Annotated in this window: 21 protein-coding genes, 1 pseudogene and 1 riboswitch; of the genes and pseudogenes, 6 read left to right on the forward strand and 16 right to left on the reverse strand. The window is 68.8% G+C overall.

The genetic code is table 11. The features are described 5' to 3' along the window. Positions 1–27 precede the first annotated feature (27 nt). The 7 genes and pseudogenes from SCNU_RS13955 to hpt form a co-directional block, all read right to left on the reverse strand. Positions 28–582 (reverse strand): DUF3180 domain-containing protein, encoded by a 555-nt coding sequence (locus SCNU_RS13955; RefSeq protein WP_009680031.1) that lies wholly within the window; start codon positions 580–582, stop codon positions 28–30. Next, complete coding sequence (gene folK / locus SCNU_RS13960) at positions 579–1,088, reverse strand: 2-amino-4-hydroxy-6-hydroxymethyldihydropteridine diphosphokinase (protein ID WP_009680032.1); 510 nt, start codon at positions 1,086–1,088, stop codon at positions 579–581. The genes SCNU_RS13955 and folK overlap by 4 nt, the downstream gene beginning before the upstream one ends. Further along, a complete protein-coding gene (gene folB, locus SCNU_RS13965) occupies positions 1,085–1,483 on the reverse strand; it encodes a dihydroneopterin aldolase (protein WP_009680033.1) in 399 nt (132 codons plus the stop codon). The genes folK and folB overlap by 4 nt, the downstream gene beginning before the upstream one ends. Beyond that, positions 1,476–2,321, reverse strand: coding sequence for a dihydropteroate synthase (gene folP / locus SCNU_RS13970; protein WP_040518494.1), 846 nt, complete (start codon positions 2,319–2,321; stop codon positions 1,476–1,478). Before folP ends, folB begins: the two co-directional genes overlap by 8 nt. 53 nt (positions 2,322–2,374) lie before the next feature. Further along, the gene (gene folE, locus SCNU_RS13975; protein WP_238526448.1) at positions 2,375–3,022 is read right to left on the reverse strand and encodes a GTP cyclohydrolase I FolE; all 648 of its coding nucleotides are present in this window, start codon (positions 3,020–3,022) and stop codon (positions 2,375–2,377) included. Between the two features lie 32 nt (positions 3,023–3,054). Further along, positions 3,055–5,401, reverse strand: a pseudogene (gene ftsH / locus SCNU_RS13980) (ATP-dependent zinc metalloprotease FtsH). A gap of 217 nt (positions 5,402–5,618) precedes the next feature. Beyond that, entirely contained in the window at positions 5,619–6,182 is a 564-nt protein-coding gene (gene hpt, locus SCNU_RS13985; RefSeq protein ID WP_009680036.1) for a hypoxanthine phosphoribosyltransferase, read from the reverse strand. Positions 6,183–6,418: 236 nt separating this feature from the next. Here hpt and SCNU_RS13990 point away from each other — a divergent pair, with 236 nt between their 5' ends. The 3 genes from SCNU_RS13990 to SCNU_RS14000 all read left to right on the forward strand — a co-directional run bounded on the left by SCNU_RS13990 (position 6,419) and on the right by SCNU_RS14000 (position 8,975). Beyond that, positions 6,419–7,288, forward strand: coding sequence for a DUF8020 domain-containing protein (locus SCNU_RS13990; RefSeq protein ID WP_050792832.1), 870 nt, complete (start codon positions 6,419–6,421; stop codon positions 7,286–7,288). A gap of 143 nt (positions 7,289–7,431) precedes the next feature. After that, the gene (locus SCNU_RS13995; RefSeq protein ID WP_009680038.1) at positions 7,432–8,088 is read left to right on the forward strand and encodes a DUF8020 domain-containing protein; all 657 of its coding nucleotides are present in this window, start codon (positions 7,432–7,434) and stop codon (positions 8,086–8,088) included. Positions 8,089–8,291: 203 nt separating this feature from the next. After that, on the forward strand, positions 8,292–8,975 hold the full coding sequence (locus tag SCNU_RS14000; protein WP_009680039.1) for a DUF8020 domain-containing protein: 684 nt from the start codon (positions 8,292–8,294) through the stop codon (positions 8,973–8,975). A 3-nt stretch (positions 8,976–8,978) separates the two neighbouring features. On the opposite strand, the gene tilS is transcribed toward SCNU_RS14000, so the two are convergent. Genes tilS through dacB form a run of 3 tightly spaced genes read right to left on the reverse strand, consistent with a single transcriptional unit; the run spans position 8,979 to position 12,514 of the window. After that, complete coding sequence (tilS, locus tag SCNU_RS14005; RefSeq protein ID WP_009680040.1) at positions 8,979–9,932, reverse strand: tRNA lysidine(34) synthetase TilS; 954 nt, start codon at positions 9,930–9,932, stop codon at positions 8,979–8,981. A gap of 40 nt (positions 9,933–9,972) precedes the next feature. After that, positions 9,973–11,109, reverse strand: a complete 1,137-nt coding sequence (locus SCNU_RS14010; protein WP_420795023.1) for a zinc-dependent metalloprotease — start codon at positions 11,107–11,109, stop codon at positions 9,973–9,975. A gap of 16 nt (positions 11,110–11,125) precedes the next feature. Beyond that, the gene (gene dacB / locus SCNU_RS14015; RefSeq protein ID WP_040518472.1) at positions 11,126–12,514 is read right to left on the reverse strand and encodes a D-alanyl-D-alanine carboxypeptidase/D-alanyl-D-alanine endopeptidase; all 1,389 of its coding nucleotides are present in this window, start codon (positions 12,512–12,514) and stop codon (positions 11,126–11,128) included. Positions 12,515–12,616: 102 nt separating this feature from the next. On the opposite strand from dacB, the gene SCNU_RS14020 reads away from it, so the two are divergent. Next, the gene (locus SCNU_RS14020; RefSeq protein WP_009680043.1) at positions 12,617–13,096 is read left to right on the forward strand and encodes an inorganic diphosphatase; all 480 of its coding nucleotides are present in this window, start codon (positions 12,617–12,619) and stop codon (positions 13,094–13,096) included. 75 nt (positions 13,097–13,171) lie between these two features. Here the strand turns inward: SCNU_RS14020 and SCNU_RS14025 are convergent, their stop codons facing one another. The 3 genes from SCNU_RS14025 to SCNU_RS14035 all read right to left on the reverse strand — a co-directional run bounded on the left by SCNU_RS14025 (position 13,172) and on the right by SCNU_RS14035 (position 16,769). Further along, positions 13,172–14,863, reverse strand: a complete 1,692-nt coding sequence (locus tag SCNU_RS14025) for an MDR family MFS transporter (RefSeq protein ID WP_040518473.1) — start codon at positions 14,861–14,863, stop codon at positions 13,172–13,174. Continuing rightward, complete coding sequence (locus tag SCNU_RS14030; protein ID WP_009680045.1) at positions 14,860–15,333, reverse strand: MarR family winged helix-turn-helix transcriptional regulator; 474 nt, start codon at positions 15,331–15,333, stop codon at positions 14,860–14,862. Before SCNU_RS14030 ends, SCNU_RS14025 begins: the two co-directional genes overlap by 4 nt. A 200-nt stretch (positions 15,334–15,533) precedes the next feature. After that, entirely contained in the window at positions 15,534–16,769 is a 1,236-nt protein-coding gene (locus SCNU_RS14035) for an aminotransferase class V-fold PLP-dependent enzyme (RefSeq protein ID WP_009680046.1), read from the reverse strand. 17 nt (positions 16,770–16,786) lie between these two features. Further along, positions 16,787–16,900, reverse strand: a riboswitch (SAM riboswitch). Positions 16,901–17,019: 119 nt separating this feature from the next. Between SCNU_RS14035 and SCNU_RS14040 the strand changes: the two genes are divergently transcribed. Then, positions 17,020–17,841: a hypothetical protein gene (locus SCNU_RS14040; RefSeq protein WP_238526449.1), complete on the forward strand. Its 822-nt coding sequence runs from the start codon at positions 17,020–17,022 to the stop codon at positions 17,839–17,841. A gap of 22 nt (positions 17,842–17,863) precedes the next feature. Further along, the gene (locus SCNU_RS14045; RefSeq protein ID WP_009680048.1) at positions 17,864–18,943 is read left to right on the forward strand and encodes an isochorismate synthase; all 1,080 of its coding nucleotides are present in this window, start codon (positions 17,864–17,866) and stop codon (positions 18,941–18,943) included. 39 nt (positions 18,944–18,982) lie between these two features. Here the strand turns inward: SCNU_RS14045 and SCNU_RS14050 are convergent, their stop codons facing one another. The 3 genes from SCNU_RS14050 to SCNU_RS14060 are packed head-to-tail and all read right to left on the reverse strand — an operon-like array spanning position 18,983 to position 21,088. Continuing rightward, entirely contained in the window at positions 18,983–20,182 is a 1,200-nt protein-coding gene (locus SCNU_RS14050; protein ID WP_009680049.1) for an O-succinylhomoserine sulfhydrylase, read from the reverse strand. A gap of 13 nt (positions 20,183–20,195) precedes the next feature. Then, a complete protein-coding gene (locus tag SCNU_RS14055; RefSeq protein WP_009680050.1) occupies positions 20,196–20,609 on the reverse strand; it encodes a rhodanese-like domain-containing protein in 414 nt (137 codons plus the stop codon). Beyond that, on the reverse strand, positions 20,606–21,088 hold the full coding sequence (locus tag SCNU_RS14060) for an Rv0361 family membrane protein (protein WP_009680051.1): 483 nt from the start codon (positions 21,086–21,088) through the stop codon (positions 20,606–20,608). The genes SCNU_RS14055 and SCNU_RS14060 overlap by 4 nt, the downstream gene beginning before the upstream one ends. Positions 21,089–21,285 lie beyond the last annotated feature (197 nt).

Raw genomic sequence — 21,285 nt, forward strand, 5'->3', positions numbered from 1 at the left:
CGTCACCGAGCGGTCCGTGTCGGAGATTCACGCAGGTGCGGGAGGGCTGTTCGGAGTCGTTTCCGCGTTGTCGGCCGAGGGATCGTCCGGCGCCCGGCAGCAGTGCTCGAGCCACAGGGCGGCGGCGGCGAGCACGATGCCGCCGACCAGTCCGACGATCGCGCCGATCCGGTCCGCGCGGGCCGCCTCGAGTATCCCGTTCTGCAGCAGGAACACCAGCACGCCGGCCCAGCCGCCCGCGGCGACCGCGCCCAGGATGGCCGAGGCCTTGGCCAGCGCAACCAGCCGAGCCGCATTGATCGGGTGCAGCTGCCCCTTTCCGCGCCCGATCTCCTTCTCCGCCACACGCTTTCGCACGATGAAACCGATCACCACCTCGAGCGCTGCGACCACATAGAGTGAGATACCCGACAGCCACGGCAGGCTCGGGAAGGCCCCGTAGTTGTAGTGGATCAGGATCCAGAGCGCGATCGCGACCACCACGGCGACGACCATCAGATCCCGGATCCGCGTCGGTCCGAGTTTGTGGCCCTCATCGTCGCCGGGCTGCTGATCGGGCCCGGACGGGGTCGGCATGGTCATCCCGCAGCCCCCGCTCGACGCACGCCCGCGACCTCGTCCGGGTCGAGGGCCTCGATCAGCGTCGTCACCGCAAGTTCCCCGTCCGGCGTCACCAGCCGCGCGTCCGGATCGATCTCCAGCCACGGGACCAGGACGAACGCCCGCTGCGCTGCGCGCGGGTGCGGCAGCGTCAGTTCGGGATCGTCGGAGATCACCGTCGCGCCGTCGACCTCGACCGTCACCACATCGACGTCGAGCGTCCGGGGCCCCCAGCGGACGTCGCGCACCCGCTGCGCCTCTCGCTCCATCTCCCAGCAGAACTCCAGCCACTCCCGCGGCGTTCGCTCGCCTTCGGCGATGATCGTGATGTTCGCGAAGTCGTCCTGCTCCACCCCGCCCCACGGCGGCGTCAGGTACACGCTCGACGCGGCCCGCAGCTCGCTGCCGAGCGCACTCACCACGCGCTGCAGGTGTGCACGACTGTCGCCGATGTTGGACCCGGCCGACAGAACCGCACGCGAGGTCACGACGTCGCCTGCCTCGCCGCCGCGACGGCCCGGGTCTTCACCGAGCGACGGGTGACGACCGCGACGTCGTCGAAGGCGAGGGGGATCGGCGCCGACGGCTTGTGCACCGTGACTTCGCACGCGGAGATCCGCGCATCGCCCATGATCGTGTCGGCGATCTCGGCGCCGACCGTCTCGATCAGGTTGCGCGGTGTGCCCGCGACGATGTCGTGCGCCTGCTGCGCCAGACCGCCGTAGTCGACGGTGTCGGCGAGGTCGTCGCTGGCTGCGGCCGCCTGGAGGTCGAGCCACAGGGTGATGTCGATGATGAAGTCCTGGCCGTCGCGGCGCTCGTGGTCGAAGACCCCGTGGTTGCCGCGGACCCGCAGTCCGCGCAGTTCGATGCGATCAGCCATGTTCCCTGCCTCTCCGGCCGCCGCCTCGCCAGGCGAGGGCCACTTCGATGGCGTCGCGACTGGCCGCGACGTCGTGCACCCGGACACCCCAGGCGCCGCCGGCCGCGGACAGCGCGGAGATCGCCGCGGTGGCGACCTCGCGCCCCGCCGGCGGCCGATCGACGCCGTCTCGCTGCAGCAGCGATCCGAGGAAACGTTTGCGAGAGGCACCGATCAGCACGGGGAAGCCCAACCCCACCAGGGTCGGGAGAGCGTGCAGCAGCGCCCAGTTGTGTTCGGCGGTCTTCGCGAAACCGAGCCCCGGATCCAACACGATCTGGTCCGGGTCGACACCTGCCGCGACCGCGGCGTCCACCTGACCGAGCAGTTCGCCGGTCACCTCGGCGACCACGTCGCGATACCCGCCGGCCTCGTCGACGCGGTGGGTGAAGTGACGATCGCCGCCCGGTGCGTCGTCGGCCGGCCGCCAGTGCATGAGGATCCACGGGACGCCCGCATCCGCGAGGACGCGGCCCATGTCGGGATCGGCACGACCGCCGGACACATCGTTGATCAGGTCCGCTCCGGCCGCCAGCGCATCGGCCGCCACCGCGGCGCGCATGGTGTCCACCGACACCCGGGCACCCGCCGCGACGAGTTCCCGGATCACCGGCACGACGCGCGCCGACTCGGTCGCCGGGTCCACGCGGACAGCGCCCGGCCTGGTCGACTCGCCGCCGACGTCGATGATGTCGGCGCCCGCGCCCCGCAACTCGAGTCCGTGTGCGACCGCCCGGTCACGCTGGAGGTAGCGGCCGCCGTCGGAGAACGAGTCCGCGGTCACGTTCAGCACCCCCATCACGAGGGTGCGGTCGAGCTCGTCGGCCCCTGCGCTCACCGGGCGGTCCGGGTTCACCGCGTGATGAGGTCGAGTGCTTCGCCGCGGGAGACCGCACTGGTCTTGAACAGGCCGCGCACCGCCGAGGTCGTGGTGCGGGCGCCCGGCTTGCGGATGCCGCGCATCGCCATGCACAGGTGCTCGGCCTCGATCACGACGATCACGCCGCGCGGATCCAGCTTGCGCACCAGCGCGTCGGCGATCTGGCTGGTCAGTCGTTCCTGGACCTGCGGGCGCTTCGCATACAGGTCGACGACGCGAGCCAGCTTCGACAGCCCCGTGACCTGGCCGGTCTCTCCCGGGATGTAGCCGACGTGGGCCACACCGTGGAAGGACACCAGGTGATGCTCGCAGGTCGAGTACATCGGGATGTCCTTCACCAGCACGAGTTCCTCGTGGTCCTCGTCGAAGACGGTCGCCAGCACCTCGTCGGGATCGGTGTAGAGACCCGCGAACATCTCGCGGTACGCGTTGGCGACCCGGGTCGGCGTGCGCTTGAGTCCGGCGCGGTCGGGATCCTCGCCGACGGCGATCAGGAGCTCGCGCACGGCGGCCTCGGCCCGGGCCTGGTCGAACAGCCGGTCGCCTGCGGCCGCCGGGACGTGCAGGGCGTCGACGGCGTGTGCGCCGCCGTCACCGTTCCGATCGATGCTGGTGGTCATCTCCCCATGCTCTCCGTTCACTGGGGTCTCCTTCACTGCCCGTCCCGCCGATCGTCCGCGGGCGGCCAGCCCGGGGCCGACCAGTCGCGCGGTGCACCGTAGTCGGGGCGAGTGCCGTGACCGTGGCCGGAACGCGGTGCGTGCGGTCCGGTGCCCGGCTCCGCCGCCGGATCCGGGTACTGCTGCGGGTTTCCGTTTCCGGGCGCACCGTACTGCGGGGTTCCCGGCTGGGGTGCCGCGGGATACGGCTCGCCGTACGGCTGTCCGGTGTACTGCTGCGGAGTCCCCTGCTGCGGCGCGCCGTAGGGCTGGCCGCCGTACTGCGGGGCCTGCGGCTGCGGGGCACCGTACTGGGCGGGCTGTCCGTACGCCGGCGTCGCGGGGTCCGCCTGCGGAGTCACCGGCACCGGCTCCTCGACCGGCGGCCACGGCTCGCCGCGTTCGGCGGCGAGCTCGCCCGGGGTCTTGATCGGCGGCTTAGAGCTCGGGACGCGTTCGCCGAAGACGTCGAACTTGGTGATCCGCGGTCGCTTGCCGACCTCGTCGAGAATCGTCTCGAGATCCTTGCGGACCAGCGTCTCCTTCTCCAGCAGCTGCCCGGCGAGCACGTCGAGCACGTCGCGGTACTGGTTCAGGATCGACCACGCCTCGGTGTGCGCGGCCTCGATCAGGTTGCGGACCTCCTCGTCGATCTCGGCGGCGACACCGGTCGAGTAGTCGGGCGTGGAACCCATTCCCCGTCCGAGGAACGGGTCACCCTGCTCCTGCCCGTAGCGCACCGCGCCGAGCTTGGCGCTCATGCCGTACTCGGTCACCATCGCGCGGGCGATCTTGGTGGCCTGGTCGATGTCGGAGCTCGCACCGGTGGTCGGCTCGTGGAAGACGAGTTCCTCGGCCGCACGACCGCCCATCGCCATCACCAGGCGCGCGATCATCTCCGACCGGGTCATCAGGTCCTTGTCCTGTTCCGGGACCGCGAGCGCATGCCCGCCGGTGCGTCCGCGCGCCAGGATGGTGACCTTGTAGATCGGGTCGAGGTCCGGCATCGCCCACGCGGCCAGCGTGTGACCGCTCTCGTGGTACGCGACCACCTTCTTCTCGTGCTCGCTGATGATGCGGCTCTTCCGGGCCAGATTGGCGTCCGCCGTTCTCGACCGTGGTGAGTCGTAGTGTGCCTCGTTCGAGCGCCTCACCGGTGATCACCGTCTTGTTCTCACGCGCGGTGAGCAGGGCCGACTCGTTGATGACGTTCGCGAGGTCGGCGCCGGACATGCCCGGGGTGCGCTTGGCGAGACCGTCGAGGTCCGCGTCGGGCGCGATCGGCTTGCCCTTCGAGTGCACCGCGAGGATCGCCTTGCGGCCCGCGATGTCCGGGTTGCTGACCGGGATCTGCCGATCGAAGCGACCGGGACGCAGGAGGGCCGGGTCGAGGATGTCGGGCCGGTTGGTGGCCGCCATCACGATGACGCCGGAGCGGTCGCCGAAGCCGTCCATCTCGACGAGCAGCTGGTTCAGCGTCTGCTCGCGTTCATCGTGACCGCCGCCGAGACCGGCACCGCGCTGACGTCCGACGGCATCGATCTCGTCGACGAAGATGATGCACGGGCTGCTCTGCTTGGCCTGTTCGAACAGATCGCGGACGCGCGACGCACCGACGCCGACGAACATCTCGACGAAGTCCGAGCCGGAGATCGTGAAGAACGGGACGCCCGCCTCGCCGGCCACCGCGCGTGCGAGGAGTGTCTTGCCGGTGCCGGGCGGACCGTAGAGGAGCACGCCCTTGGGGATCTTGGCGCCGAGCGCCTGATAGCGCGCCGGGTTCTGCAGGAAGTCGCGGATCTCGTCGAGCTCCTCGACTGCCTCGTCAGCGCCCGCCACATCGGCGAACGTGGTCTTGGGCATGTCCTTGCTGAGCTGCTTGGCCTTCGACTTGCCGAAGCCCATCACGCCGCCGCGGCCGCCCTGCATCCGGCTCATCACGAAGAAGAACAGGCCGAACAGGATCACCATCGGGAGGACGAAGATCAGGATCGACTGCCAGATCCCCGAGTCCTTGGTGACGTTGGTCTGATACTCGGCGCCGGAGTTGACGACCGAGTTGAACACCCGGTTGGTCACCCCCGCCGGGTACTGCGTCGAGATCTTGGTGGCGTCGGAGTCGTCCACCTTGATCGGCTGCTTGAGCTCGATCCGGAGGCGCTGCTCGCGATCGTCGATCTGGACCGACTTCACGTTCTTCTTGTCCAACTGGGTCATCGCGACCGACGTGTCGACGTCGGAGTACTCGCGATCGGAATTCCGCATCATGCTGAAGCCCCAGATGGCGAACAGAATGACGGCCACGATGGCCAGATTCCGGAACAGTGTCTTGCGATTCATGCGTGTACGCGTGGGCTCGGGTCGTCGCGTTCGGTGTGCACTACGCCACCGCGCCCATTTGTCCTTCCCGTCGACTCGAAATACGAGGCTACCTGTAGGAGGTCGGATACCTGCCGTCGAACGGTCCGCTCGAATCGAGGGCCGGCGTCAGTCGCCGCCTGCACACTCAACGTCGCAGGCGATCCGGATGTTCCGGCGGCCGATCAGCGGTGGCCGGTCAGGACGAGTACACCGCCGGATGCAGCTTGCCGACGTACGGCAGATCGCGGTAGCGCTCGGCGAAGTCGAGCCCGTATCCGACGACGAACTCGTTCGGGATGTCGAAGCCGACGTCGGCGACGTCGAGGGTGGCCCGCACGGCCTCCGGCTTCCGCAGCAGGGTCACCACCTCCAGCGACCGCGGCGACCGCGTCGCGAGGTTCTTGATCAGCCACGACAGCGTGAGACCGGAGTCGATGATGTCCTCGACGATCAACACGTCGCGGTCGGTGATGTCCCGGTCGAGGTCCTTGAGGATCCGGACCACACCCGACGACGACGTCGACGACCCGTAGCTCGACACCGCCATGAACTCGAGCTGCGACGGGATCGGCAGCGCCCGCGCGAAGTCGGTCATGAACATCACGGCGCCCTTGAGGACGCCGATCAGCACGAGGTCGTCGGGGGCGTCTTTGTACCGCTCACCCACCGCTTGAGCCATCTCCACCGTTCGAGCCTGAATCTGCTCCTGGGTGATCAGGACTTCTTCGATGTCATCGCCATAGCTGTCGTCGCGGTCCACCCCTATAGCTTCGCACGAGCCCCCGACTGCGCGACCGCGGGTTTGCCGATGGGGCTCCGTGCCGCCGGAGTCGACGCGGCCCAGACACCGGCGAATGGTCTTTTTTGTGACGTAGGCAACTCTGAATCGACGTTTCTGCGACTTCGGGATTGCCCCGAACGGGCGATTCACGTCCGATGTTGCGAACGCACGGACTTCGCCGACTGCGGCTCATTGAATCCCAGGAAAGGTTGAGCATGCCTCTTCGCCACCTGCTGCGGACCGCGTTCGTCGTCTTCGCAGCCCTCATCACTGCACTCCCGTTCGTCGCCGCACCCGCGCACGCCGCACCGGTCGACGCAGTACCGCGCGCTCAGATCCAGGCCGGCGCCTCGGACGTGAGTGTGAGGGTCTTCAACGCCACCGTCGCCGCCGAGCCCGGCTACCTGGTGATCCGGAATCGGGCAGGCGCCGAGATCGAGCGGTTCCCGCTGGCCTTCATCGCGCCCGACGACCGGTCGTATCCGATCGACGCATCCGTCTCCGGGAACGTCGCCCGCCTGACGCCGTCCACCGATGCCGCCCGCTCGACGTCGACCGACGCGGTTCTCGTCGACCAGGGCTTCGGCACCGATTCCAACGGATTCAAGTCGAAGTGGGAGCGCGACGACGCCGCACTCTCGCGACTCACCAAGGAGGTCACCACCGGCGCCACGGTGTCGACCGTGATCGGCGCGGCCCTCGGCGCCGTCCTCGGCGGCCTGGCGGGATGCTTCGTCCTCGCGGCCACCGGGCCGCTCGGCTGCTTCTTCGCGGGCGTGCCGCTGGGTGCGGCCGCGGGCGCGGGTCTCGGGATCATCATCTCCGGCGGCGTCGCGGGCGCTGCGGTGATCCACTACTTCGACACCATCAATCGGCCGTTCAAGACCGTGCCGACCACGACGTCGACGTCGTCCACCGCCTCGAGCAGTTCCACCCGATCGAGCACGGCGAGCGCGCCGACGACCAAGCGGACCCCGGCCGCCGCGTCGGCATCGTCGAAGCCCGCACCGTCGGAGACCTCCTCGAGGTCGGCAGCGCGAAGCACGTCGAGCGTGCCGGTCCTGCCGCTGCCTGTCGTCCGTTAGGACGCCTTTTCGCCTCAGCCGTCACAGGCCCCGCTCTTTCAGCGCAGACTCGGGCGTCTACGGCTTACTTTCTTCTCATCTTCGGTCACAACATCCGGTGTCGGCATGTGTGCGGGCTCCGTTGGCAGACGAGAGGGAAGATCATGTCGATTCGAAGCGCGGCACGAGGGACATTCATCGCACTGATCGCGGTGCTGACGGCACTGCCGTTCCTGGCCGCCCCGGCGCACGCCTCACCTCCGGCGCCACCACGCGCCGAGGTCAGTACCACCGCCGACAGCGTCCACGTAACGATCTTCAACGGGACGCTGGCGGTCGAAGACGGTTCGCTGGTGTTCCGCAATCAGAGCGGGGCGGTGGTGGCGAACTATCCGCTCACCTTCGTCACGCCGGACGCTCGGAGTCATTCGATCGCAGCGACGGTCAACGGGGCCACGGCGACCCTCACTCCGCCGAAGAACGCCGCGGCATCGTTCCGCAACGACGTCGCCGACCGCGACGGATACCGGAGCAAGAAGGAGCGCGATGACGCCGCGCTCGCTCGCTTCAACTCCGAGATGGCCGCAGGCATGACGATCTCGACGATCATCGGCACCGCGATCGGTGCGGTGATCGGCGGCGTCGCCGCGGGCGTCCTATGCGGCGCGACCGCCACCCCGGCGATCATCGCCTGCATCCCGGTCGGCGCCGCACTCGGCGGCATCGCCGGAACGGTGATCGGCGGCGGCGGTTCGCTGATCAACTCCGCGATCCGCTACTTCACCACCATCAACTCGCCGTTCAAGAACGTCGGCCGCTGACGACTCGTGCCACGCCTCGCCGATCGCGAGGCGTGGCTTCGTCGTGTCCACGGCGACACCGGGCGTCTCGCCGCACTCGTCCGACATTCACGTGAAACTCATCGAAACGGCGCGAAATCACCTCATACCGGCACGAAATCTGACATGTTGGTCACGATCGGAAGTCGGGGCGGTCACAGTCACAGCCAAATGAGAGGTAGTTCATGTCTCTGCGAAATCCGGTCCGCGGCCTGTTCATCGTCTTGCTGACCGCCGTCACGGCACTGCCGTTCCTCGCCGCGCCCGCGCACGCTGCACCCGGGGACGGGCGAGTCGGTGCGAACGTCCAGACCGACCGGGATCAGGTCCGGATCCGACTCCTCAACGGCAGCCTCGGCATCGATGGCGGCTACCTGGTGTACCGCAACGACGCCGGCACCGTCGTTGATCGCACTGCGCTGAACTACATCGCACCCGACAATCGGACCTACCCGATCGATGCCGCGGTCAACGGTCGCGTCGCGACTCTCACACCGTCCAAGGACGCCTCGCGGTCCGTCGCCACCGACGCGGCACTGTTGAGGAAGACCGACGTCGCGGACAAGGACGGCTACCGGTCGAAGAAGGAACGTGACGACGCGGCGCTGGCCCGCTTCAACTCGGAGATGGCCGCATCGATGACGATCTCGACCATCGTCGGCACGGCGATCGGCGTCGTTCTGGGCGGATTCGCCGGGTGCGTGCTGACCCTGCCGATCGGCTGCCTCCCCGGCCTCACCGCAGGTGCCGGCCTCGGCGGCATCGCGGGCACCGTCGTCGGCGGCGGGGGCAGCGCGATCGCCGCGGGTCAGCGCTACTTCGACACCATCAACCGGCCCTTCCGGAATGTGAAGCCGAACCGTCGCTGACCGTCATCTCGACATCCGCTGCGCGTGCAGCCGCCCGGCCCGCCTCGTCACGACGAGGCGGGCCGTCGCGTCTCCGCCCACCGCGATCGGCCCCTGGCCGTGCCAGTCGGTGACGAGCGCACCGATCGACGCGACCACTCGGTAGGACGGTTCCGGGGCCCCGACCGACTGCAGCCAGCCGCGCAGCACCCGGGTCCGCAACGCCGTCGGCGCCGATTCCAACGGCTCCAGATCCAACACGCGGCCGTACGCGCACTCTGCCAGCAGGTCTGCGGCCGGACCGTCGAGCGCGTCCGCGTCCGCCTGCAACTGCGCCGCCGTCCGGGCGAGCGCTTCGGCGACACCGCCGCCCAGCACGTCCTCGAGCAGTGGGAGCACCTCGCTGCGCACCCTGACGCGGGTGAATCCGGGGTCGACGTTGTGCGGGTCGTCCCAGATCGGCAGTCCCCAGTCCGCGCACGCCTCGCGCGTCTGCGCACGGCGCAGACCGAGCAGCGGTCGTCCCCACGGTGCCGACCACTCGCTCATCCCGGACAGCGAGCGCGCACCGGAGCCCCGCCCGAGGCCGAGGAGGACCGTCTCGGCCTGATCGTCGAGCGTGTGCCCGAGCAACACCGGCCGGCCGCCTCGCGCCGCGCGCAGTGCGTCGTAGCGTGCGGTACGCGCCGCGGCCTCGGGACCGCCCGCGCTGCCGACCTCGACAGTCCGGACCTCCGCGGTCGCCCCCGACTCGCGCGCCGCGGCGGCCGCCCGCGCAGCCACCTCCGCAGAACCCGCCTGCAGCCCGTGGTCGACGACCACCGCATGCACGACCAGCCGCGCCCGCACCGCGGCCGCGGTGAGTGCGAGGGAGTCCGCGCCGCCCGACAACGCGACGCAAACCGGGCCGTCGTCGAGGAAGCGGTCGGCGAATCCACGGACCGCGCCGACCAACAGCTGCTGGGTCCGACGACTCATCGGACCCGACCGCCGAACCGATCGCGGGCGCCCACCGACGTCAGCTGAGCACTCGCTCGATCCACTGATCCGGTTCGTCGATCTCGGTCATGCGCGGCATCGTCTCCGCCGACGTCCAGACGGTGTTGAACAGGTCCATGCCGACACGGTCGACGACGTGATCGACGAAGGCCTTGCCGCGGATGTACTGAGCCATCTTCGCGTCCATCCCGATCAGCGCGCGGATCAGTCGCTGCAGCGGATTCTTCGGTGCACTGCGCCGCTGATCGAAGGCCGCTCGGATGGCGGCGACCGTCGGCACCTGCGCCGGACCGACCGCGTCCATCACATGATCGGCGTGGCCCTCGAGGAGCGTGCCGAGCACCAGGACCCGCTCGAACGCCTCGTACTGCTCGGGCGACTGCAGCAGCTGCATCAGCCCGATCACGCCCTTCTCACGCGGCTTGTCGCTGCGGAGCGCGCCGGTCACGCGTGAGACGAGGTCCGTCACCGACTCGTCCTCGTCGCCGGTGAGGGCGCCGATGTTGCTGCGCATGTAATCGGTGAGCCATGGATTGGCGGAGAACTGGACGCGATGGGTCACCTCGTGGAGGCAGACCCACAGACGGAAATCGGAGGGGTCCACGCGCAGCTGTCGCTCCACCGCGATGATGTTCGGCGCCACCAGCATCAGGACGCCCGGCTCACCGGTCTCGGGATCGAGGCTGAACGGGTCGTACTGGCCGAGGATCGCACTCGACAGGAACGCGAGGAGGCCACCCGCCTGCGCCCCGGCGATCTTCCCCGTGACGCCGGTCCCGTGCGGCTTGATCTCCGGTTGCTGAGCCACCAGCCCCTCGTCGCTGAGCATCGCGGGCATCGACCTCGCCGCGGCGTCGATCCAGCCCGAGCGATCGAGGATCTGCGCGGTCGGCACCGCGAGTCCGTCGGCCAACCCGGTGACTTCGCGCACCGGCGCCTCCGCGCGCACCGCGGCATCCGCCAGCTCGGCCCGGGCACGATCCGCGGTGTACCGGGTGACTCGCGGGCCGGGTCGCGCGATGCGCTTGCCGACTGTCGCCGCCAGCCCCCAGTCGATGTTCTCGATCGGCGACGCCCCCTCGTCCCGATCACCGCCGCCCGAAACTCCGGTCACCGGATCGCCGGCCGCCGAACTCTCCGCAACACTGCTCACAATCGTTCCTTCCGGTCGGTCAGCTTCGACAGCCGCAGTCGCGGAGCGCGCCGACCACCGCGTCTACGGCGGGGCGGGCGTCAGCGGGCGAGGTGCCCCCGGAGATCATCGCGAACGAGAGCACCCGGCCGTCGACTGTCTGCACTATTCCGGTCAACGAACTGACGCCGGTCAATGTTCCGGTCTTACCGCGGACCCAGCCCGCGCCGTCGGTGAGCTTCGGGTCGAAACGATCGGACAGCGTGCCCGTTCCGTGGGCGACCGGGAGCGAGTCGAGCAGCGAGCGCAGCTTCGGCTGCCCGTCGCCCGCCGCCGAGGACATCAGCTCGTCGAGCAGCGATGCCGGGACGCGGTCGGAGTACGACAGCCCCGAGGAGTCGACCAGCGTCGCGGTCCGGGCCGCGAAGCCGTTCTTGCTCAGCGTCGCCAGGACCGCCTGCGATCCGCCCTCGATACTCGCCTCGCCGCCGGTGGCGCGCGCGAGCTCGATGCCCAGGGACTCGGCGAGGACGTTGTCGCTGTACCGCATCATGTCGCCGACGCGGACGGTCAGCGGCGCCGACTGCACCGAAGCGATCTCCGGCGCGGCCGACGGCGCGGTCGCCTCGGTGACCGGACTGTTCAGCCCGAGCTCGTCCGCGAGGGCCCGGCCGGCGTCGAGCGCAGGCTCGGTCGTGCGCGGCGAGTACTCCTCGCTCGGCTTGATGCGTCCGCCGTCCACCATCAACGACTCGATGGGCGCGATGTCGCCGCCTTCGATGTCACGTCGATCCCACGTCGGCTGCATGGTCGGTCCGGTGAACAGCGAGGTGTCCACCGCGATCGACGTGACCTTGCGCCCGCTGCGCTTGATCTGCGCGGCGAGTTCGGAGAGGTGGCCGGGGTCCGAGTAGAACGAGGTCTCCCCGACCGGCGTCGAGGTGAGCGTCGGATCGCCGGCTCCGACAAGGATCGCCTCGCCGTCCGACCCGAGGACCACCTTGGTGGTCACCCGCGAGTCGTGCGGCAGCGCCAGCAGCACCGCCGACGCGGTGAGGATCTTCGCGTTGGATGCGGGCACGCGCGGCTCGGCCGCACCCTGCGACCAGAGGACCTGGCCGGTGAGTGGGTCCGACACCTCGCCGGTCAGCTTGCCGAGCGCGGGATCCTTCAGCGGCGTGGCGAGCGCCTTCTGCACCCCGCGCGGGGTCGGCGCCGGCGCATTCGATGAGACGGGCACGATGCTCGGCTGCACGGTGGCGGCGGCGGGCCGCGCCGGCGTTCCCGCCGGGACCGGATCGGCCCGGTTCTGATACATCCACCACCCGGCGCCCGCGCCCGCTGCCAGCAGGAGGACGAGGACCACGATCAGGATCCAGCGCAGCACTTTGCGCGGCCGACGGACGGCAGAACTTGTCGGCTGGGCCACGTATCCTCCGGTCTGGGGTCTGCGATCGACGGAGTTAACAGTATCCTTGACAGCCGTCGAAGCAATTTCTGGACAGTCCCACGCGCGAATGCAGGAGGCAGCATGGAGTTCGAAGTCACCATCGAGATCCCCAAGGGTGGCCGTAACAAGTACGAGGTCGATCACGAGACCGGCAAGGTCTACCTCGATCGATACCTCTACACGCCGATGGGCTACCCGGCCGACTACGGCTACATCGACCACACTCTCGGTGAGGACGGCGACCCGCTGGACGCGATGGTCCTGCTGCCGGAGTCGGTCTTCCCCGGCGTCATCGTGAAGGCTCGCATCGTCGGCATGTACACCATGACCGACGAGGCCGGCGGCGACGACAAGTTGCTGGCCGTGCCTGCCGGCGATCCCCGCTGGGATCACATCCAGGACGTGAACGACGTCAACGAGTTCGAGCTGAAGGCCATCGCGCACTTCTTCGAGCACTACAAGGACCTCGAGCCGGGCAAGGAAGTCACCCCCGGCGGCTGGGTCGGCAAGGCCGAGGCGGCGAAGGTCGCACAGGCTGCGGTCGACCGCTACCAGGGCTGACCGCCCGCATAGCGAAGAACTTCGGGTCACGAACCGGCGTCTCACGCCGGTTCGTGACCCGAAGTCTTTCTGCGTTCAGTCCGCGGCCACCGGCTCGGGGTCGTCGTCCTTCTTGGCGGGGGACTCGCCGCGCCGCAGGGACACCTCGGACCAGGTGATGGTGCCGATGATCGCCAGGACCGACAGGATCGAGACCGACAGGAACACCCGGTCCATCGAATCGGCGAATCCCTGCTTGATCGGCTGAGCCAACGCGTCCGGGAGCTTCTCGATGACGGAGGTGTCCTTCATCGCCGCGGACGATCCGTCCGCGTTGGGATCCTGCGCCGCCGCGATGAGAGACTTGCCGAAGGCCGCGACCTGCGGATCCTGGCTCGTCGCCGCCTCCTGCACCGCGACGCTGAACTCGGGTGTCCCCGACGCCGCCTGGAGTTCGTTCGCGATGTTCGGCCCCATCGACGAGAACAGCAGCGAGAAGAACACGGCCACACCCAACGTGCCGCCGATCTGCCGGAAGAAGGTCGCCGTGCCCGTCGCCATACCGGTGTCGCGCACCGGGAGGATGCTCTGCATCGCCAGCATCAGCGGCTGCATCAGATTGCCGAGACCGAAGCCGAGTCCGGCAGCGGCGAGCATCACGAGGTACAGCGGCGTCGACGTGTCGACGTAGTGCAGCACGAACGACATCAGCGTGATCAGGATCGAGCCGATGATCGGGAACACCTTGTAGCGTCCGGTCCGCGAGATCAGCTGGCCCGCCATGATCGAACCGATCATCATGCCGGCCACCATCGGCAGCATCTGCAGCCCGGCTACCATCGGGCTCGAACCGCGCAGCACCTGGAAGTACTGCGGCAGCATCGAGATGCCGCCGAACATCACCGCGCCCACGATCAGCGAGACGATGATGCCCTGCGCGAAGACACGGTTCTTGAACACTCGGAGCGGGATGATCGCCTCGTCGCCCATCTTGTTCTCGATGAGGATGAACGCCGCGATGCCCGCCGCACCGATCGCGTAGCAGAGGATGCTGTTCAGCGAGGTCCAGCCCCAGTCGCGGCCCTGCTCGGCGACGATCAGCAGTGGTGCGACCGCGACGGCGACGGCGGTCGCGCCCCAGTAGTCCGTGCGATGCCCGGTCAGCTTCTGCTGCGGGTAGTTCAGCACCTTGTAGACGACGACCAGCGCCACCAGGCCGATCGGCACGTTCACCAGGAACACCCAACGCCAGCCCGCCACGCCGAGGATCGAGTTCGCGCCGGCCAGGAATCCGCCGAGCACCGGCCCGAGGACGCTCGAGGTGCCGAAGACCGCCAGGAAGTAGCCCTGGTACTTGGCACGTTCGAGCGGGGTGACGATGTCGGCGATGGTCGTGATCGCCAGGGTGAACAGACCGCCCGCGCCGAGACCCTGTAGGGCGCGGAATCCGGCCAGCTCGTACATCGATGTCGACATGCTGCACAGCAGGGAGCCGATGATGAAGATGGTGATCGCGAGCAGGAAGAACTGCTTGCGGCCGTAGATGTCCGAGAGTTTGCCGTACAGCGGCGTCACGATCGTCGACGTCACCAGGTACGCCGTGGTGACCCAGGCCTGCAGGTCATAGCCGTTGAGGTCGTCGGCGATGGTCCGGATGGACGTCGAGACGATGGTCTGATCGAGCGCGGCGAGGAACATGCCGATCATCAGGCCGCTCATGATCGTCAGCACTTGACGGTGAGTGAGGCCCTTGCCGGGGAAGTCCATGCCGGCGGCTGGTGAGCTCATGAGTCACCTTTCGAGGTACAGGGGGCGATTCGGGTTTCGACCGCGTCCACGAACCGGCCGAGAAGTTCGACGAACGTGTCGAACTCCTCGTCTGTCCAGTCCGCCACGGTCTCGCCGACGAGCCGTCGTCTCGACTCGGCGATCTCGCAGACCTTCGCATGACCGTCGTCGGTGAGGACCAGCCGTGACGCGCGCCCGTCTTCGGGGTGCGCCTCGCGCCGGACGAATCCTTCCTTCACCAACTGCGCGACGTGCCGACTGGTGGTCGACGGATCGGTGACCAGTCGTTCGGCGAGGTCGCGCGAGCGCATCGGGCCGTGCCGCAGGACGAAGAGCGCACGATAGGCGGCCGTCTCCACCGAACCGATCCGGTCGTTCCAGATGTCGGTGTGCAGGGCACGAGCCCGCAGCCGGGTGTACCGGCTGAGCGCGACGAACATCTCGTCGAGTCGCTCTGGCGTCGCCGTCACGTCGTCTCTCTTTGTTGCAGTCTGCAATTAGTTGCGCTTTGCAAGTATGAGACGGACACATTAGGACTGCAACCAGAATTTTCCGCCGATACGGGGCTTATCGCGCAAAACCGCTCGCAGCCGAAGACGCCGCGGGCCGAGACTGTGATGTCCCGGCCCGCGGCGCGATGGTCTGGCGTGTCGGCTCGCGCGCCGATCCCCTACCGCTGCACGAGGTCCGACAGCGCGGAGAGAAGCCGATCGACGTCGTCCGACGAGGTGCCGAGCCCGAAGCTGACGCGGACGGCGCCGTCGGGGTACCCGAGCTTCCGCAACAGCGGATGAGCGCAGAACTTGCCGTCCCGGACCCCGACCCCGTGGGTCACCGACAGATACTCGGCGACGCTGCGCGCGGTGTGATTCTCCACGGCGAACGCGGCGATCCCGACGCGGTCGGTCGCGTCGTCGAAGATCCGCAGCGTATGCACTCCCGGCAGTCGTGCGAGGCCGTCGTCGAGACGTCGTTGCAGCCGGTGCTCGTGGTAGCCGATCTCTTCGAAGCCGATCTCCTGCAGTTCCCGCGCCGCCGCGGCCAACGCGACCACGCCCAGCGTGTTGGGCGATCCGGCCTCGTGGCGTGCCGGGCCCGAGTGCCAGGCGACGACACCGTCGAGGTCGACATCCGCGGTGGCCCCGCCACCGGCGAGATACGGTTCGGCGGCGTCGAGCCAGTCCGACCGCCCGATCAGCACGCCCGCCCCGAACGGCGCGTACAGCTTGTGCCCCGAGAAGGCCAGGTAGTCGATGCCCCACGAGGCGATCGAGACGGCGCGATGCGGCACCAGCTGTGCGGCGTCGACCAGGATGCGCGCGCCGTGCCGGTGCGCCGCGGCGGCCAGCCTGCCGATCGGCAGCACTTCGCCGGTCACGTTCGACGCACCCGTGATCGCCAGCAGGGCGGCGGGTGCGGAGGCGAGTTCGGCCTCGATCCGCTCGACCGTCTCGTCGACGGTGACGGCCGACGGCACCACGCGGGCGCGGCCGGTCCGCGTCCACGGCAGCAAGTTCGCGTGATGCTCGATGTCGAGCACCACCACGTCGCCGGGCGTGATGTGCGCGGCGAGGTTGATCGAGTCGGTGGTGTTCCGGGTGAAGACGACCGTGTCGTCGCTGCGGCCGCCGACGAACCGGCGCACCGTCTCGCGCGCCTGCTCGTAACGGGCGGTCGTCACCTGGGACAGATGGCCGGCACCGCGATGGACGCTCGCGTACTCGGCCAGCGCCTCGGACAGTCGCCCGGCCACCGAGGCCAACGCGGGTGCCGACGCGGCGTAGTCGAAGTTCGCGTAGACGACGGGGTCCCCTGCGATGGTCGGCACCGTGGTGTCGGCACCGACCACCGGCGCGAGGGGACGAATGGACGCCGGGCACGCGGCCCTGTCGAGAACTGCGGTCATGACACGACTCCAGAAGTAATCCGCTCTTGCCGCACGTCGGTCGACGACGGCCGGGTCGTCACCTGGAGCACCCCACCGCGGTGGAGGGTTGCCGACCGGCCAGCCAGGGCTTGACACCGGTACTCGTGACCCGCCATAGAGATTGCCCGACCCCGTCATTCACGGAAAGGATTAAAAGCACGGCGGGTTCAATTGCCCGAAAGCGCGGGGTTAGCGTGTTGGTCAGTGCACCCGTCCCGAAAGGCTCCCCGTGACGTATCCGGGTCCGCAGTATCCGCCACGACCGCCGCACGGCGTGCCCGGACAGCCGCCGCAGGGTGATCGGCCTCCGACACGACCGCCGGTGCCGCCGCAGCAGGTCCCACCCCAACCGTTCCCGCCGCAGGCTCCGCAGCCCCGGCCGCCGTTTCCACCCGGCCCGTATCCGCCCGCCCAGTACCAGCCCGGCCCATTTCCGCCCGGCCCGTACCAGCCCGGCCCGTACCAGCCCGGCCCGTGGCCGCCGGCGAAGAAGAGCCGGAAGCCGCTGGTCCTCGGGCTGCTGTGCCTGGTCGTCGTCGCAGCGGCGGTGACGACGCTCCTGATCGTCGCTCCGTGGAAGTCCGAGAGCTCCGCTGAGACCACCGAGACGTTCGCGCTCGACAACGGCGTCTCCGTCGAGGTCCGAGTGCCCGCAGGCTGGACCGCAGTCAAGGACAGCGACGACGGCCACGCTGCCGTGATGCTGCGGCCGGCCGACGACAGCCGCGCGCTGTCGCAGTTGTCCGACGACATCTCGTCCATCGGCAAGTCCGGGTCGGGCACCCCGGTGCACGCCGTGGTCCTGTTCGCCGACTCGTGCTCGGGCACCGGCACCGCCGTCGGCGAGTGGAAGACCAAGGACCGGGACAATTCGTCGGGCGGTCGCACCGAGAAGTGGCTGTACGCGGCGACGAAGGTCGACGAGCACTACTGCGTCAACATGTCCGGTGCGGACGTCGCCTCCGATTCGGTGACCGCCGGCGCCACGGGGCGCGACCTCGCCAGGCAGCTGATCAGCGAGAAGCGCGTCACAGCCACCAAGTCCGTGTAGCCGCCGCGGGTAATCTGTCCTGGTGCCTGCCGGTCTGTCGTTTCTGCTGTCGAACACCGAGTTCAACGCCCGCGGATCCGGCGTCCGCGCCTCGTTCGGCACGGTTGACCAAGCCCGTGACGCCCTGGCGTCCGGCGCTGTCGACTTCGTCGGCGGCGCCCTCGGTTTCGACACCGACGGCCTGGCCTCACTGATCGCGCCGGAGCACGTCGACTTCACCGCGGCCCTGAGACCGGCCCCGACCGTGGACCCGATGGTCGCCGACATGCTCGTCACTCCGGACGCCGTCCATCGTGAGCGCGTGGTCGCGGCGATCGCGGCGATCGACGCGGGCGAGGTCGAGAAGGTGGTGATCGCCCGCAGTCTCGACGCACGGCTGTCGGCGCCGGCGACGCCGGAGGAACTGCTCGCCCGATTCGCGGCGACCGCCGGTGGCGCAACGATCTTCGGCGCCGACCTCAGCGCCGCCCCGGGCCATGCGGGGGCATGGCTGATCGGCGCCAGCCCCGAACTGCTGCTGCGTAAGCGCGGGGCGACGGTCCAGTGCATCCCGTACGCCGGGTCGGCGCCGAAGTTCGACGCGGCGGGCCGACCGGTCGCCGGTGCCGCCGAGAGCCTGCGGCGGTCGGAGAAGGACCTCCGCGAGCACGCGTACGTCGTCGACTACCTGCGCGAGCTGCTGGCGCCGCTGTGCGACGAGATCGTCGTGCCCGACCGCCCGCAGACCATCGCCACCAGCCACGTCTGGCATCTGGCGACGCCGATCACCGGCACCCTGACCGACCCGTCGGTCACCTCGCTCGACCTGGCGGCCCGCCTCTCCCCGACCCCCGCGGTGTGCGGGACGCCGACCGCGGCGGCGGCCCGGATCATCGGCGAGATCGAGGGGACCCGGGACTTCTACGCCGGAACCGCGGGCTGGTGCGACGCTTCCGGCGACGGCGAATGGGTGGTGTCGATCCGCTGCCTGGAGCTCGACGCCTCGCGCACTCGGGTGCGCGCGTGGGCGGGGGGCGGCATCGTCGCCGGGTCGGACCCGGACGCCGAGGTCGCCGAGACCACCGCGAAGTTTCAGACGGTGCTCAGCGCCCTGGGCGGCTGACCGTACACGCCCCGTCGGTTGAGTGAGCAGACCGCTCGCTCAGCCGAGCGCCGTGTCCAAATCCCGGAGCAGGTCGTCGACGCCCTCCAGACCGACAGACAACCGAACCATCGAGTCGGTCAGACCGATCGCCGCGCGACCGTCCGGGCCCATGGCTCGATGCGTCGTGGTCGCCGGGTGCGTGATGAGGCTCTTGGCGTCGCCGAGGTTGTTCGAGATGTCGATGACCCGCAGTCCGTTGAGCACCTCGAAAGCACGTTCCTTGCCCGTCTTGCCCGGCTGATCGGCGAGTTCGAAGGTGATGACCGTTCCGCCGCCCGACATCTGGGACCGCGCGAGGTCGTACTGCGGATGCGAGGTGAGGAAGGGATAGATCGCCTTCGCCACGCGCGGATCGGTGTCCAGGAACTCCGCGACGCGCAGCGCGCTCGCGACGGACTGGTCGAGCCGCAGCTTCATCGTCTCGAGGCCCTTGAGCATCACCCAGGCGTTGAACGGGCTGAGCGCGGGACCGGTGTGCCGCATGAGTTCTCGGACCGGGCCGTCGATGTACTCCTGCGTACCGAGCACCGCACCGCCCATCACACGGCCCTGACCGTCGATGTGCTTGGTTCCCGAGTACACGATGACATCGGCGCCCATGTCGAGACCGCGCTGCAGAAGCGGAGTGGCGAAGACGTTGTCCAGCACCACCTGCGCGCCGGCGGCATGAGCCATCTCCGACACCTTGCGGACGTCGACCAGCGTCTGCATCGGGTTCGACGGCGTCTCGAAGAACACCGCGTCGGCGGGTTTCGACAACGCCCGCTCCCACTGCTCCAGGTCCTCGCCGTCGACGAACTCGGTCTCGACGCCCCACGCCGGGAGGATCTCGTTGCAGATCACGAAACACGAGCCGAACAGGCTGCGGGCCGCGACGAGCCGACTGCCCTTCTTCAACAGGGCGCCGAGCGCGACGAACACCGCGGCCATGCCGCTCGCGGTCGCGAAACAGGCCTCGGTGCCCTCGATCTGACGCAGGCGCTCCTGGAACATCGCGACGGTCGGATTGCCGTAGCGGGTGTAGACGAAGCGCTGATCCTCACCGGTGAAGGCCCGCTCGGCGGCCTCAGCCGACTCGTAGACGTAGCCGCTGTTGAGGTAGAGCGCCTCCGAGGTCTCGAAGAACCCCGAACGCATCAGTCCGCCGCGTACGGCGATCGTCTCGGGTGACACCCATTCAGGCAGCTCACGGCTCATTTCTCAACACTCCTTAGGACTGCCGCCACGGCAGCGCGGCAGCGCGCCAACCAGCGCCGCCGCGGTGACCGTCGGCGTCGATCGGACCTTCGAACCCGTCCTGAATGTTGTACGCCTGCGCGTAACCGGCGGCGACCGCGGCCTCCGCGGCGCCCATCGAACGATGGCCGGACCGGCACAGGAACAGCACCTCGTCATCGGTGCCGACTCCGGCCGCAGCCAGCTCACCGACGAAGTTCGGGTTCGGCGCCCCGTCCGGGTAGTCGATCCACTCGATGAACAGCGCACGCTTGCCGATCGACTCCAGATCGGGAACGCCGACGAAGCTCCATTCGGCCTGGGTGCGGCAGTCCACCAGCACGGCCTTCGGATTCTCCACCAGTCGCTGCCAGGCCTGCTCGCAGGTCACGTCGCCCGTGTAGGTCATCGCTTGCACACCTTCCAGTCACCGTTCTCACGGATCAGCGTCAATGAGGTCGTCTGCTTGTCGTTCTCGGTCTTCTCACGGTTCCAGTGCGCGGTGACCGTCGCATTCTCTCCGGTCACTTCGACCTCCATGCTCGGCACCACGACCTTGCCGTTCGCCTCGTTGTCGGCACGGTTCTGCTCGGCGAAGGCGACGGAGGTCGGGAAGTCGGACGCCGCGACGTCCGACGCGCAGAACGCGTCCCGGTACTGGTCGTAGTTCAGCGTGCCCATGGCGCTGTACATGTCGTTCACCGTGTGCTGGACCTGCGCCGAGTCGTTGAGCCGTTCGTCCGACGGCTTCACCAGACTGGCGATGACAACCCATGCGACCAGCACGACCACCAGGGTCCCGGCGATGATCATCGGGAGCGCCGCTTTCCACGACCGCGGCTGGTCGTCATCCGGAACGTCTGCGTGTTCCGGCCGATCTTCGTTCATGACTGCCGAGTGTATCGACCGGTTTGCTGGGACTTTCCACCCGTCTTCACAGGACCAGCCACCTCCGTCGAGCGCGATTCGTCAAGAGTTTTCTCCAGCAGATCGGCGACTGAGGTATACCTCACATCGAAATTTTGGTGGCGGCGCGCCAAGACATAACGTAGAAGGCATCCCTGTCCTATCAGCTGAGGAAGCAC

It is taken from the genome of Gordonia neofelifaecis NRRL B-59395, from assembly GCF_000192435.1.
Taxonomy (GTDB): Bacteria; Actinomycetota; Actinomycetes; order Mycobacteriales; family Mycobacteriaceae; genus Gordonia; species Gordonia neofelifaecis.

Excerpts from the sequence above, each read along its gene's own strand:
- SCNU_RS13955 (WP_009680031.1), bottom strand. The coding sequence starts at position 582 with ATGACCATGCCGACCCCGTCCGGGCCCGATCAGCAGCCCGGCGACGAT.
- folB (WP_009680033.1), bottom strand. The coding sequence starts at position 1,483 with ATGGCTGATCGCATCGAACTGCGCGGACTGCGGGTCCGCGGCAACCAC.
- folP (WP_040518494.1), bottom strand. The coding sequence starts at position 2,321 with ATGGGGGTGCTGAACGTGACCGCGGACTCGTTCTCCGACGGCGGCCGC.
- folE (WP_238526448.1), bottom strand. The coding sequence starts at position 3,022 with ATGACCACCAGCATCGATCGGAACGGTGACGGCGGCGCACACGCCGTC.
- SCNU_RS13990 (WP_050792832.1), top strand. The coding sequence starts at position 6,419 with ATGCCTCTTCGCCACCTGCTGCGGACCGCGTTCGTCGTCTTCGCAGCC.
- SCNU_RS13995 (WP_009680038.1), top strand. The coding sequence starts at position 7,432 with ATGTCGATTCGAAGCGCGGCACGAGGGACATTCATCGCACTGATCGCG.
- SCNU_RS14000 (WP_009680039.1), top strand. The coding sequence starts at position 8,292 with ATGTCTCTGCGAAATCCGGTCCGCGGCCTGTTCATCGTCTTGCTGACC.
- tilS (WP_009680040.1), bottom strand. The coding sequence starts at position 9,932 with ATGAGTCGTCGGACCCAGCAGCTGTTGGTCGGCGCGGTCCGTGGATTC.
- SCNU_RS14020 (WP_009680043.1), top strand. The coding sequence starts at position 12,617 with ATGGAGTTCGAAGTCACCATCGAGATCCCCAAGGGTGGCCGTAACAAG.
- SCNU_RS14025 (WP_040518473.1), bottom strand. The coding sequence starts at position 14,863 with ATGAGCTCACCAGCCGCCGGCATGGACTTCCCCGGCAAGGGCCTCACT.
- SCNU_RS14035 (WP_009680046.1), bottom strand. The coding sequence starts at position 16,769 with ATGACCGCAGTTCTCGACAGGGCCGCGTGCCCGGCGTCCATTCGTCCC.
- SCNU_RS14050 (WP_009680049.1), bottom strand. The coding sequence starts at position 20,182 with ATGAGCCGTGAGCTGCCTGAATGGGTGTCACCCGAGACGATCGCCGTA.
- SCNU_RS14055 (WP_009680050.1), bottom strand. The coding sequence starts at position 20,609 with ATGACCTACACGGGCGACGTGACCTGCGAGCAGGCCTGGCAGCGACTG.
- SCNU_RS14060 (WP_009680051.1), bottom strand. The coding sequence starts at position 21,088 with ATGAACGAAGATCGGCCGGAACACGCAGACGTTCCGGATGACGACCAG.